Origin of the sequence: Rhizobium mulingense (genome assembly GCF_029194105.1) — a bacterium.
In the GTDB taxonomy this organism is placed as follows: Bacteria; Pseudomonadota; Alphaproteobacteria; order Rhizobiales; family Rhizobiaceae; genus Rhizobium; species Rhizobium mulingense.
Genome location: NZ_JARFVE010000013.1, coordinates 170,289 through 182,824, shown reverse-complemented (window position 1 = coordinate 182,824; position 12,536 = coordinate 170,289). Strand labels below are relative to the sequence as shown.

Annotated in this window: 9 protein-coding genes and 2 pseudogenes; 2 read left to right on the top strand and 9 right to left on the bottom strand. The window is 60.9% G+C overall.

Annotation, left to right across the window (positions count from 1 at the left end):
- Nucleotides 1–135: 135 nt before the first annotated feature.
- Nucleotides 136–261 (top strand): annotated as a pseudogene (locus tag PYR71_RS25515) (cupin domain-containing protein); the annotation flags it as partial.
- 232 nt (nt 262–493) lie between these two features.
- Here the strand turns inward: PYR71_RS25515 and PYR71_RS25510 are convergent.
- From PYR71_RS25510 to PYR71_RS25490, 5 genes and pseudogenes are all read right to left on the bottom strand, one after another.
- The gene (locus PYR71_RS25510; RefSeq protein ID WP_275621359.1) at nt 494–1,921 is read right to left on the bottom strand and encodes an aldehyde dehydrogenase family protein; all 1,428 of its coding nucleotides are present in this window, start codon (nt 1,919–1,921) and stop codon (nt 494–496) included.
- A gap of 13 nt (nt 1,922–1,934) precedes the next feature.
- A complete protein-coding gene (locus tag PYR71_RS25505) occupies nt 1,935–3,431 on the bottom strand; it encodes an NAD(P)/FAD-dependent oxidoreductase (RefSeq protein ID WP_275621358.1) in 1,497 nt (498 codons plus the stop codon).
- Nucleotides 3,428–3,724 (bottom strand): (2Fe-2S)-binding protein, encoded by a 297-nt coding sequence (locus tag PYR71_RS25500; protein WP_275621357.1) that lies wholly within the window; start codon nt 3,722–3,724, stop codon nt 3,428–3,430. Before PYR71_RS25500 ends, PYR71_RS25505 begins: the two co-directional genes overlap by 4 nt.
- Entirely contained in the window at nt 3,705–4,832 is a 1,128-nt protein-coding gene (locus tag PYR71_RS25495) for an NAD(P)/FAD-dependent oxidoreductase (protein WP_275621356.1), read from the bottom strand. The genes PYR71_RS25500 and PYR71_RS25495 overlap by 20 nt, the downstream gene beginning before the upstream one ends.
- Before the next feature lie 100 nt (nt 4,833–4,932).
- Nucleotides 4,933–6,030, bottom strand: a pseudogene (locus tag PYR71_RS25490) (NAD(P)/FAD-dependent oxidoreductase); the annotation flags it as partial.
- Nucleotides 6,031–6,476: 446 nt separating this feature from the next.
- Here PYR71_RS25490 and PYR71_RS25485 point away from each other — a divergent pair.
- Nucleotides 6,477–7,160 carry an aspartate/glutamate racemase family protein gene (locus tag PYR71_RS25485; RefSeq protein ID WP_275621355.1) on the top strand — a complete coding sequence of 228 codons (684 nt, stop codon included), beginning with the start codon at nt 6,477–6,479 and terminating at the stop codon, nt 7,158–7,160.
- A 162-nt stretch (nt 7,161–7,322) separates the two neighbouring features.
- On the opposite strand, the gene PYR71_RS25480 is transcribed toward PYR71_RS25485, so the two are convergent.
- From PYR71_RS25480 to PYR71_RS25465, 4 genes are all read right to left on the bottom strand, one after another.
- Nucleotides 7,323–8,978, bottom strand: coding sequence for an ABC transporter ATP-binding protein (locus PYR71_RS25480; protein ID WP_275621354.1), 1,656 nt, complete (start codon nt 8,976–8,978; stop codon nt 7,323–7,325).
- Nucleotides 8,975–9,832, bottom strand: coding sequence for an ABC transporter permease (locus tag PYR71_RS25475; protein ID WP_275621353.1), 858 nt, complete (start codon nt 9,830–9,832; stop codon nt 8,975–8,977). The genes PYR71_RS25480 and PYR71_RS25475 overlap by 4 nt, the downstream gene beginning before the upstream one ends.
- Nucleotides 9,829–10,779 (bottom strand): ABC transporter permease, encoded by a 951-nt coding sequence (locus tag PYR71_RS25470; protein WP_183934792.1) that lies wholly within the window; start codon nt 10,777–10,779, stop codon nt 9,829–9,831. Before PYR71_RS25470 ends, PYR71_RS25475 begins: the two co-directional genes overlap by 4 nt.
- A gap of 89 nt (nt 10,780–10,868) precedes the next feature.
- Nucleotides 10,869–12,479, bottom strand: a complete 1,611-nt coding sequence (locus PYR71_RS25465) for an ABC transporter substrate-binding protein (RefSeq protein ID WP_183934791.1) — start codon at nt 12,477–12,479, stop codon at nt 10,869–10,871.
- Between the last annotated feature and the right edge of the window lie 57 nt (nt 12,480–12,536).

Below are 12,536 nucleotides of genomic sequence, written 5' to 3'. Positions count from 1 at the left end.
GCGCGCATTGCGCCGGCATGTATGATCCGCACTTGGCCTCCTCGGTGACAGCTGTCGCAACACTCGGCAGGTGTGGCTGGGTCGTGGAGAGATTCCGAAATTTACGACTGAAGCAAGGCCTTATTCGGCAACGCCGAGGAGAGGGGCGGTGAGACGAAAACCTATCGTGCGGGTGACAGCTTCGTCATGAAGCCTGGGTTCGTCGGGGTTTGGCGTACGATCGAGACCGCACGCAAAATCTACGTTTGTGTTTACGAGTGACAGCAGAACTCAGGTGCGCCCACTAGAATAAAGGCGCAGCTGAGAATTCCAGATGAGGCGACTTCAGAAGCCTGAACCGGCTCTGCTGGCTGACGGAAGCATAGCCAAATACCGCGTTGTGACTGTCGTCAGGGCCGCGCGTTCTCACCAAGGGCACGCTGCCGCCGCCAACCGACTGTTACTAGAGCGCCCTGCGGAGACATCCTGAACGGACATACCGAAGTTTGAACTTTCACTCTTCCAAGAAGCCGACGATGCTCTTGATTTCGGTAAACTCGTGCAGTCCGAACTTGCCGTACTCCCGGCCGTTGCCGGATTGTTTGTAGCCGCCGAAAGGGGCGGCTGCGTCCCAGGCGGAGGCGTTGAGGCGAACGGTTCCGGCGCGCAGCCTGCCTGCGAGCGCACGCGCCTCCTTCGGATCGCCCTGAATGTAGGCTGCCAGGCCATAGGGCGTGTCGTTGGCGATCGCGACCGCTTCCTCTTCGCTGTCATAGCCGATGATCGACAATACCGGGCCGAAGATCTCCTCCCGCGCAATTGTCATCTGATTGGTGACGCCAGCAAACACGGTCGGGCGCACGTAGTAACCTGCGTTGAGATGCGACGGGCGGCCAGGGCCACCCGCGACGAGGTCCGCTCCTTCCGCGATGCCGCGTTCGATCAAGCCCTGGATCTTGTTGAACTGCGCAACGCTTGCGACTGGTCCGAGGTTGGTGCGCGGATCCGAAGGCGGACCGACAACGAGCGCAGCCGCTTCCCTTTCAGCGATCACGCTTGCTTCGTCCACTCGCTCCGCTGGCACCAGCATCCGCGTTGGCGCGGTACAGGTCTGGCCGGAGTTGCCGAAGCACCGGCGTACGCCGGCGGCGACCGCGGCTGAGAAGTCGGCGCTGCGCAGGATGATGTTCGGCGACTTGCCGCCAAGCTCCTGATGCACCCGCTTGACGGTCGGTGCGGCCGCCTGCGCCACGGCAATGCCGGCGCGGGTCGACCCGGTGAAGGACACCATGTCCACATCCGGGTGGCTGGCCAGTACCGCACCTACGCTAGGCCCGTCGCCCTGGACGAGGTTGAAGACTCCCTTCGGCACGCCGGCCTCATCCATGATCTCGGCGAAGATGACGGCGTTGAAGGGAGCGATCTCCGAAGGCTTCAGGACCATGGTGCATCCCGTGGCGAGCGCCGGAGCGACCTTGCAGGCGATCTGATTGATCGGCCAGTTCCACGGCGTGATCATCGCAACCACACCGACTGGCTCGCGCAGGATGCGCGTGGTCCCCTGCATGTAGTCGAAGGCAAAAGTCTCGATGGCCTTGATCGCCTGCTCGAAATGGACAGCGCCGATGCCTGCCTGATCAGCCCGGGCCATGGTGAGCGGCGCGCCCATTTCCCGTGAGATGACATCGCCGAGCTCATCGTTGCGGCGCTTCAGAATCGTTACAATGCGCTTCAGCAGTTCGATGCGCTCGCCATTGGACGTCTGCGAGAAGGAGGCAAAGGCTCGCCGCGCAGCCGCGACCGCCTTTTCCGCGTCGGCGGCACTGCCGAGTGCGATCGTACCGATCGGCTGCTCCGTCGAGGGATCGATGACCTCAAGTGTTTTCGATACGGACGGCTCGACCCACTTCCCGTCGATATAAAAGCTGTGGGCATGTTTCATTGGCGACTCCCATTTACGATGTCCTGCGCTCCTCGGCGGCGCGTTCCACCCATCCGGCGACAGCGACGATGGCGGCCTCCGTGTGCGGCAAGGCGGCAAGTTCGCCCAGCGTCACCGGTTTGATGGGTGGGCGCAGCCGAAAGTAACCGAGCTCGCCGGGCGCTACGCCACGGCATTGCGCCAGCAGCTCAGCCGCGGTCAGGCCGCATAACCGGCCCTGGCATGGTCCCATTCCGCATCGGGTGAACGCCTTCATCTGGTTAGGGCCTGATACGCCGAGCGCCGCAACTTCACGCAGCTTGCCAGCCGTAATCTCCTCGCAGCGGCAGACGATGACGTCGTCCTCCGGCACACGAAAGGTTTTGTCAGGCCGGAACCGGTGCTCGATGAAACTCCTGCCTTTGAGGGCTCGCGCGAGCTTTCGCGCCAGTTCGTTGCGGCGCTGTTCGTAGACACCCTGGCCAATTCGATTGAGATCGAGCGCCGCAGTCAGGCCCGCCAGCTCTCCTTGGTGAGCCGAGGCAGCCGCCCCGACAATTCCCGCCGCATCGCCGGCGATCGAAACCCCCGGAACCGAACTTGCGCCGCAAATGTCGACGGCCGTGCGGAAGGCTGCCAGGCGCTCGTCCCAGACGTAGTCGCAACCGGCTGCCAGTGTGAGATTGAGGTTGGGCACGATCCCCTGGTGCAGAAGGAGCAGGTCGCCTTCGATGTGCAGGGACTTGTTGCCACGATGAAGCCGCAAGGTGCTGAATTGTCCGGAACCAACCGCCTCGAGAGCGGTCGCCCCGCGGATGGCACGGGCTCGACGGTGAACCAAGAGGAGCTTCAGGCCCTTGAGGGCATAGGACGATGCGGCAAAGCCAAGCACGTGAGGCATTGCCAAGCGCCGGTTCTCGACCGGCGTGGTGTCGACGACCGCTATCACGGACACGCCTGCCCGGAGAAGTTGGCTTGCCAGCAAGTGCAGCAGCGGCCCCGCCCCAGCGAGGATGGTTCGTCCAGAGGGCACGAGGCCCGACGACTTCATCAGGATCTGCGCCGCCCCCGCCGTCATGACCCCTGGCATGGTCCACCCAGGGATCGGGAACGGACGCTCGAGCGCGCCTGTTGCGAGGATCACCCGATGGGCAGCGATCGGCCGAGCTATGCCGCCGAGTGAGATGCCGAGTTCGAGCGGATGCACTCCGTCGCCGGTTTCCTCGTCAGCGGGCCCGACGCTCCACACCGTCGCGCGGGAGGCATAGCTCACCTTCGCTCGCCGGAATCGTTCGAGGAGCGTCCGACCGTTAGCGTAGTCCGGCCCCATGCGGCCGAGATCGGCATCTGATGCATGCTCGACTGACCGATAAATTTGTCCACCGGGGGACTGGTTTTCATCGGCCAACAGTACGACGAGGCCGTGGTTCGACGCTTCGATGGCTGCCGAGAGCCCGGCTGGTCCCGCACCAACGATAACAACGTCGTAGTGAGGGGCGAGATCGGCCGCGTTGTGAATGTTTTGCATCATTCTTCCGCTCCAGCTGCGCCATCCTGTGTTTCGACAAGCATCCCGTTGGTGACAGCGATCATGCAAGCCTGCCGATTTGAACGGCCATCAATTCTGACTAGGCACTCAAAGCACACACCCATCATGCGATAGGGACCGCGGGCGGCGCCGGTTACCGGGGTCTGCCGCGTGGAGCAATGTCCAGCGGCCAATAACGCGGCAGCAACGCTGTCGCCCTGGCGGGCCGTCATCGGCACGCCATCGAATGTGAATGAAATCCAACTCTCGTTTCTGTCAGACAGCCGCCGGAACACTGAACCTCCGGGAATGAAATGCGGAGAGATCTGCGCAGAGCTCGCCGGCCGAAATTTGCCGCGGCAGAATCAGCGCATGGTTCGCCGCCAGGGTTACGCCGGAATGGCAGGAGAATGCGAACGCACCCGGAAACCTTTCCGATTGCTCGTAAATGGGATAGCCGTCCGGCGTCATCACGCGGAACGCGGCCCAGATCCGCACCGCCTGGACGTCCTTGAGCAGTGGGAAGGTGCGTAGAGCGCGTTCCGCCAGGACCGCGGTAATCGGCCCGCGCGGCCGCTGGTGATCGATCGTCGCTTCCTTGCTCTCGCCGATCAGCACTGAGCCCTCGTCTGTCTGCCGCAGGTAGCCGGTGGCATGGCTGAGGAAGGGCTTCAGCCGCTCGGTGACGATAATTTGGCCGCGGCTGGGCGAGAGCGGAACGTTCAGCCCAACCATCGGCGCGAGGGCGGTGTTGCCGATGCCGGCCGCAAGCACAATCTTGCCGGAAGTCAGCCTCCACCCATCCCCAGTCAATTCGAACGCGCCGGCCCGATGGCGGATTGCCGTCGTCTTCCGATGCGGCAGATAATGAACACCACGCTGCTGAAGCGCCTTGTGAAAGGCCGGGAACAGCCGCAGCGGGTTGACGTGTCCATCGAGAGGACTGAAAATCGCGCCTGCCACTGTCTCCCCCACCAGTGGCAAGCGGCGGCGTGTCTCCGCCTGATCGAGTATCTCATATTCGAGCGGCGGAGTGCCTTCCGCCTCCATTCCCGGCTGGCTGGCGAGCTTCGTCATGGATGCGACGCCGCGCTCCAGTTCCGTTGGCGTGAGTCGAATTGAGAAGCCGCCCGATTGGACAAAACCGGTGTCGATGCCGGTTTCTGCCTTGAGCTCGGCTGCCAGCCGATGCCAGTTCGCCGTCGAGGTTCGCGACCACCGCGAATAGGCGGCATTGCCGAGACCCTTGCTTGAGCTCCAGACGAGACCGAAATTTGCCCGGGCGGCCCTGTTTGCCAAGTCGCCTTCGTCGACAATTGCGACCCTTTGTCTGCATCTCGACAGGCCCCAGGCTATCGATACGCCTAACAGCCCACCGCCGATGACGATTACGTCGTAATCCATTGCGCTAGCTTTCCCCAGGCACCGCACAGCCTTCTCCGGATTTGGCCTCACGATCAGATTGCGCCGACTTTGACCTTCGAACCGTCAAGGAGGCGCGACAGGCTCCCCAGCTGTCGGCGAGTTCGACTCCCGCCAATGCAGGAAACTGCTCGGTGACCCGTTTCAAAACAGCCGCAATCGTGCGGCGGCTCGGTGGCGGGTCAAGAACGCGCATCCGCTCGAAGGCCGATGGTTTACTCTTGCTCAAGCTTCCGAATGCTTCCGGACCCTGGAGGAAGGATTTGCCGATGCCGAACTGCACAGCTTTCAGACGCTTCATGAACATCGGCATGAACCAGCGGGCGTAGCGAATGCCTTGTGGGGTGATGTCGAGCATCGCCCTGCCGCTGATCGCAAGCGTGTAGCTGCCATCCAACCGGCGAGTCAGCGCGCAGTCCGGCGTATAGATCGCCTCGCCCACATTCGCTGTGGGCCGCGTACGAACCGCTGTCTGGCGCACGCTCGCCTGCGGGAACAGAACCCCGTGCTGGCGACAGAACATGGACGTCCAGGCACCGCCGGCGCAGAGAACGGCTTGGGTCCGGATCAGCCCCTTTTCTGTGATCACCCCGGCTACTGCTCCATTCGCCAGATCAAGACCCCGCGCTGCGCACTCTTGATGGACCGTCGCTCCAAGTTTGCGAGCGCCCTCAGCGATGGTCGGCGCGGCGATGGCGGGCTCGCCCTTGCCATCGTCAATGGAATGGACCCCGCCGAGCCATCGGCGACCATTTGCCGGGATTGTGGCAGCCGCTTCTGCGGCACCAAGCATCTTCGTATTGACGTTGAACTGGCGGGCCGTCTCACGCCATGCCTCCCATTCCGCCAATTGCCGCGGATTGTCGGTAGCGTAGAGCAAACCGCATCGACGGAAACCGACGTCCTCGCCAATTTTGGATTCAAACTCACCCCAGAGCCGCAGCGCCACACCCGAGAGCGGCAACTCCCGCTCATCCCGGTTCTGCTGGCGGCACCAACCCCAGTTGCGGCTCGACTGCTCGCAGCCGACATGGCCTTTTTCGACCAGAGCGACCGAGAGTCCCCGCTCCGCCAGAAAGAAAGCCGCGGTTGCGCCAATGATGCCGCCGCCGATGACCACGACGTCCGCCTTGGCGGGGAGTGCTTCTTCGCTGTGTATTCGTTTGAGGAGTGGAGACATGGAGGCTGACCTGAGCTGATTTGGAACCGACTTATACGGCACTGTTTCTGCCCCTCCGGCAGAAGCATCTGAGCCGATGACGGCTATCGTATCGAGTTGAAATAGCGGTGCGAGCCGGCCGCAAATGCCGTGGGCAGGGGCGACTGCCTGGATCATAGATTGGTGTCATGGCGCGTCCTCGAAGTGAACTCAGCTGAAGCTACCGGAGGAAGGCGAGGAGTATGCGTCGAATGAAAATGCCGGTACGGCGGAATGTTCCGTGTTCGGCGGCATGACAGTCAAAACTTCGGCCGTTGAGCAGGTAAGTTGTAAAGCATCGTCTGACGACAACGGTTTTGAATCGACTTCCGGTCGTAGCACGACAGATGCCGGGTTCAGGGCCACATCAACCGACTGCTGCCGGCTCCAATTGATGAGCGCGCACAACCAAAATAGAGATCTAAGCCATGCCTACGGAAATTAATGATTGCCCTGCGCTTGCTATGATCCATACGGTTCCCGGAATCATACCCGTGTTTAACGAACTCGTCGGTCTCCATCTGCCCGGTTGGCGCTCGTTCAATATGTTAGATGAGAGCCTGCTGGGAAACACCATTCGCGAAGGCGCGCTGTCACCTCAAACTATGCGGCGGCTAGCGGGTCACATTTGGTCGGCGGTGGATGCAGGGGCTTCGGCGGTCCTCGTCACCTGTTCCTCACTCGGTCCTGCAGTGGATGCGGCAATGCCGCTCTGCCCCGTCCCGCTCTTCCGGATAGATGATGGCATGGCGATTGAGGCGATCCGGCGCGGGAACCGAATTGGCGTCCTTGCAACTCAGCCTACGACAATGAATCCTACAACCCGGCTAATTGAACGCCATGCTGAAAGAATGGGGCATAAGGTTTCCGTGACCGGTCGTCTTTGTGATGGCGCCTTTGAAAAATTGCGAAGCGGGGACAGGGCGACGCATGATGCAATGATACGTGAAGGCCTCGCCTCACTCGTGGGCAGCGTCGACGTGGTTGTCCTTGCTCAAGCGTCAATGGCGAATGCTCTCAATAAAATGAGCGCGGCATCGGTGTCGGTACTTACTAGCCCTGAGCTTGGTGTCCTGCACATGTCCTCCGCACTAAGCGCGCTCCCACGTTGAAGAAAGTGCACACAGTTAAGCCAGCGGTTCACCGGCTTTCAGCGGTTCGAAACAGGCCGGCTTGATGCTGCGCGATCCTGATCGCAAAGCAGCGATCAAAGAAGGTCTCGCGCATCAGGTGGGCGGCTCTAGACAAGGCAGTTTACCGCAAGCCGTCTGACTTCAGTGCCGGCAATAGCTCCGCACCAATTCCGGATCCTGCTGGAGCCCGTCGAGCCAGGCCGGGTCGAGTGTCGGCACGGAGGAGAAGAGCAGTTGCGAATAGGGATGTTGCGGCGCCTTCACTTTCGAGGGGGTGATTTCCTCGACTTTCCGGCCGCCGTACATCACGACGATCTCGTCGCAGATCGCCTCCACCACCGAGAGGTCGTGGCTGATGAAGATGTAGGAGAGGCCGAGTTCGCGCTGCAATTCCTTGAGCAGGTCGATGACGGCGGCAGCGACAACGGTGTCGAGGGCCGAGGTGATCTCGTCGCAAAGGATCAGCTTCGGATCGGCGGCAAGCGCCCGGGCGAAGTTGACGCGCTGCTTCTGTCCGCCCGAGAGTTCTCCCGGCCTGCGGTGGCGCAGATTGCGGGGAAGGCGCACCATGTCGAGCAGTTGATCGATTCTGGTGTTTCGCGCCTGTCGATCCATGCGGTGGTAAAAAACCAGAGGCCTGGCGAGGATGTCCTCGACGGATTTTGCCGGATTGAGCGCGGTGTCGGCATATTGGAAAACGATCTGCATCTCGCGCAGCTGATCGCGGGAACGCTCGCGCGCATTGCAGCGCAGCTCCGTGCCGTCGAAGACGATCTTGCCGACTGCGGCCGGCAGAATGCCGGCAATGGTGCGTGCGAGAGTCGACTTGCCGCAACCGGATTCGCCGATGATGCCGAGGTTGCGTCCCTTTTCCAGTGTCAGGCTCACATGCTCGACCGCGCGTACGAGAGGAAGGCCGTCGGCCTGGCGCTGCCCATAACCCGCAACGACATCCTCGATCTTCAGGAGCGGCGCCGTCGCACTCTCGGCAAGGCCTGCCGCGCCGCGCGGTTTCGGCTCGAAGGCTGCAAGCAGCTGCCGGGTATAGGGATGCTTGGCATTGTTGAGGATCTCTTCGGTAGTGCCGGTTTCTTGGGTCTCCCCGCCTTTCAACACGACGATGCGGTCGGCGATCTGCGCGACGACGGCAAGATCGTGCGAGACGTAGACACCTGATATGCCCCCCTTCTTCATAACCGATTTGAAAGCGCGCAGCACTTCGATCTGGGTCGTTACATCGAGCGCCGTCGTCGGCTCGTCGAAGATGACAAGTGTCGGATCGCCGATCAGCGCCATGGCGGCGGCGAGACGCTGCAACTGCCCGCCGGAAACCTGGTGCGGGTAACGGCTGCCGATCGTTTCCGGTTCGGGTAGGGACAGCGCCCGGAAGAGCTCGATCGCCCGAGCGCGGGCATCTTCCGGCGACATCAACTGATGAATACGGGTGACCTCGATCACCTGATCCATGATCGATGTGGCCGGGTTGAAGGCGGCGGCGGCCGATTGCGGCACATAGGCGACCTCGGTGCCGCGTATTTTGGCGCGCTGCTTTTCGCTGAGCCTGACCACATCCTTGCCGCCGACCGAAACACTGCCACCGGAAATGCGACAGCCCGGCCGGGTATGGCCCATCAGGGTCAGGGCGATCGTGGTCTTGCCGGAGCCGCTCTCGCCGATCAGCGCAACGATCTCGCCCGCGGCAATATCGAGGCTGACGCCTTTGATGATTTCGACGCGGCGGCCGGAATCGGTGGTTGCTTCGACCTTGAGGTCACGGATTTCAATGAAGTTGCTCATGACTCACTCCGGTCGCGGATCTTCTGCGGCAGGTTGTCTATCAAAAGGTTCACGCTGATCGTGAGGCTGGCGATGGCAAGCGATGGGAACATGACGGCGGGAGCCCCGAATGGCAGGCCGCCGATGTTTTCACGCACGAGCGCACCCCAGTCCGCATACGGTGGCTGCACGCCCAGTCCAAGGAAGGAAAGGCCGGAGAGCAGGAGAACGATGAAGACGAAGCGGAGCCCGAGATCGGCAAGTACGGGACCCACGATATTGGGCAGAATTTCCGAACGGATCAGATAAAGGGTGCTTTCACCGCGGATGCGGGCGACAGTGATGAAGTCCATGGAGTTGACGTTCACGGCGAGAGCCCGAGCGAAACGATAGGAGCCCGGGATATAAATCACCGAAAGCGTCAGGATCAGTACCGGGATTGACGATCCGACTGCGGCGACCACGACTAGGCCGAAGAGCTTGGACGGAATGGAATTCATGGCATCGAGGAAACGAGAGAGCAACGTGTCGAGCCAACCACCGGCGACGGCCGCTATCATGCCGAGTACGACGCCGCTGAAGCAGGCGATCGTCACTGCCGCAAGAGAGATGCCGACCGTGTAGCGCGCGCCCATCAGGATGCGCGAGAAGACATCGCGGCCGAGATAATCCGATCCCATCCAAAACTGATGGGATATCGGGCCGAAATAGTCGTAATCGACGATTTCGCCCACTGGGTAGGGGATGAGCGTGTGCGCGAAGATCGCGATAAAGGCCCAGAACAGGATGACGGCAAGCCCCAGGAGCCCGACGAGATTGAAGCGGTAGCTGAGCCGGCGCGCCACGGCGGGCCGTTGTTCGATATGGGATGTCATCGCAGCCTCGGATTGGAAAGAATAGCAACAATGTCGGCAAGCGTGATGAGGATGAGGTAACCGACGCAGAAGACCATCGCGCAGGTCTGGACAAGCGGCAGGTCGCGCGTTGCGACCGCATCGACCATGAGCTTGGCAATTCCGGGATAATTGAAGATCGTTTCGACGATGATGACGCCGCCGAGCAGATAAGAAAGCGAGAGTGCAACCGCATTGACGATCGGGCCGAGCGCATTCGGCAATGCATGCTTCAAAACGATGCGACTGCGCGAGGCGCCTTTCAGCAACGCCATTTCGGCATAGGGCGTGTTCAGCGTTTCAATCACGGCAGCCCGCGTCATCCGGATCATCTGCGCCGATACGCCGAAGGTCAGTGTGATTACCGGCATCGCATAGACCCGTAGCATATCGGTGAAGGTTTTCGCTTCATTGGTCAGGGAGATTGCCGGAAGCCACTGCAGATAGACCGCAAAGAACAGGACGGCCGACGTCGCGATCATAAATTCAGGCACCGATATCACGCCAATCGTAAGCACGGTGACTGCACGGTCATAGAGCGTTCCTCGCATCATGGCTGCCGTGATGCCGAGTGTCAGGGCGATCGGCACCGCAAACAAGGCGGTGATGCCCGCCAGCTTCATCGAGTTTGCAAAACGGCCGCCGATGAGGTCAGCGATTGGCATATCGTTGGCGTAGGACGTGCCGAGGTCGCCCGACAACAGTCCCATCATCCAGTAGACGAAGCGGAGAAAAGCCGGCTGGTCGAGATGCATTGCCTTGCGCAGTCCTTCGACGGCCTCTGGCGTTGCCGCCTGCCCGAGCAGGATGGACGCCGTATCGCCCGGAAGCATGGTCGTGGCGAAGAACACCGCGAAGGATACAATAATCAGCGTGACGACTGCGATCAGCAGCCTGCTTGCTATAAGGGACAGGATCGGATTGTTCATCTTCATGCTCCCCGTCGGCCGAAGTCCGACAGCTTATCACGAAAGGGGAGGATGACCGGGAACAATCCTGTTCCCGGCCGGGTGCCTCGTCAGGATTCCAACCAGATATATTCCGGGAAGGAATAGCCCATCATTCCGCCGAGCGGGTTGGATTCAAGCCCCTTGACTTTGGACGACACCGCATCGACGTTGGAGAGATAGGCCGGTATGATGGTGCCGGCTTCTTCCGACACCATGACCTGCATTTCGTTGTAGATCTCCCGGCGCTTGGCTTGATCCAGCGAGCCGCGGGCCTCGATCAGCATCCGATCGAACTTCTCTGACTTGTACTGGCTCTCGTTCCAAGGCGCGTCAGACGCATAGAGAAGCGAGAACAAAATGTCGGGTGTCGGACGCGGATTAATATTGCCGAAATGGATCGGGGCTTTGAGCCAGTAATTGTCCCAGTAACCATCGGATGGTACCCGCTGCACGTCGAGCTTCATGCCGATTTCGGCGCCGGCCGCCTGGACGATCATCGCCATGTCGATCGCGGAATTGGCTGCGTCGGAAGCAATAACAGGGATCGACTGGCCGAGAAGGCCTGCCTTCTCGAATAGGAACTTCGCTTTTTCCGGATCGAATGCCTTCGGCTTCAGGTCGGCATTGTAATAGAAATTGGCCGGCGATATCGGCTGGTCATTGCCGATTTCGGCAAAGCCGCGCAAGGCCGATTTCTGAATCTGCTCGCGGTTGATCAGATATTTCATGCCCTCCACGAAGCCCTTCTTGTCGCCGGGAGACATGTCCAGACGGATATTCAGATCCGTGTAATTGCCGGACGTCGTTTTGGAGAGGAAGAAGCCGTCTTTGCCGTCCATCAGACGCACGGATCGTGGATTGATGGCTGCGGCGAGGTGAATATCGCCCGAGAGCAGCGCATTAATGCGCGCATTGTCCTCGCTGATGGCAAAGAACTCAAAAGAATCAACATTCGGGTGGTTGGTCTTCCAGTAGTTTTTGTTCTTCAGCCCGATCGAGCGGACGCCGGGCTCAAAAACTTCCCGCACGAAAGCGCCGGTACCATTGCCCTTAGAAAAATCGGTTGTACCGTCGGCAACGATCATGAAGTGGTGCATGCCGAGAATCGTCGGCAGATCGGCATTGGGGTTTTCCAGGGTAATCTCGACGGTCAGTTTGTCGACCGCTTTGAAGCCTGTCATTTGTTTGGCAATCTTGGCGACTTTGGAGCCGACCGCCGGGTCGAGATGGCGCTTCATCGAGAAGACCACATCGTCGGCAGTGAGCGGCTTGCCGTCATGAAAGGTTACGCCGCTGCGCAGCTTGATCGTCCAGACTTTCGCATCGCCGCTTTCGACAGATTCGGCGAGTTCCATCCGCGGCGTACCGTCCGACTGGATATAGGTCAGGCGGTTGTAGAAGGCGCAGCAGCGGACATAGTCGGTGGAGAGTGACGCCTTGGCGGGGTCGAGCGTGTCGGCCGTGGAGGACGACCAGCCGGCCGCCTTCAGCGCGCCGCCGGAAACGGGCGTGGCGGCGAGCGCCTTGCCGGCGCGACCGAGCACGAGTCCACCGGCGGACATGGCGACGCCGCCCGCGAGCAACATATGCAGCAGCTCGCGGCGGGTGGCGCCACGACGGATGGCGGTTTCGACCATGGCGTCGTCGGATCTGGTCCAATTGGTGATCTTGTCGTTCATCTCATTCCCCTTTTCTTCTGTGGCGGGCGGCCGTGCTGGGCGAGCCCGATCCGGTTT

Bases quoted from the DNA above. Each gene is read 5' to 3' on its own strand.
- PYR71_RS25495 (WP_275621356.1), bottom strand. From the start codon at position 4,832: ATGGATTACGACGTAATCGTCATCGGCGGTGGGCTGTTAGGCGTATCG.
- PYR71_RS25505 (WP_275621358.1), bottom strand. From the start codon at position 3,431: ATGATGCAAAACATTCACAACGCGGCCGATCTCGCCCCTCACTACGAC.
- PYR71_RS25485 (WP_275621355.1), top strand. From the start codon at position 6,477: ATGCCTACGGAAATTAATGATTGCCCTGCGCTTGCTATGATCCATACG.
- PYR71_RS25510 (WP_275621359.1), bottom strand. From the start codon at position 1,921: ATGAAACATGCCCACAGCTTTTATATCGACGGGAAGTGGGTCGAGCCG.
- PYR71_RS25475 (WP_275621353.1), bottom strand. From the start codon at position 9,832: ATGACATCCCATATCGAACAACGGCCCGCCGTGGCGCGCCGGCTCAGC.
- PYR71_RS25465 (WP_183934791.1), bottom strand. From the start codon at position 12,479: ATGAACGACAAGATCACCAATTGGACCAGATCCGACGACGCCATGGTC.
- PYR71_RS25480 (WP_275621354.1), bottom strand. From the start codon at position 8,978: ATGAGCAACTTCATTGAAATCCGTGACCTCAAGGTCGAAGCAACCACC.
- PYR71_RS25470 (WP_183934792.1), bottom strand. From the start codon at position 10,779: ATGAACAATCCGATCCTGTCCCTTATAGCAAGCAGGCTGCTGATCGCA.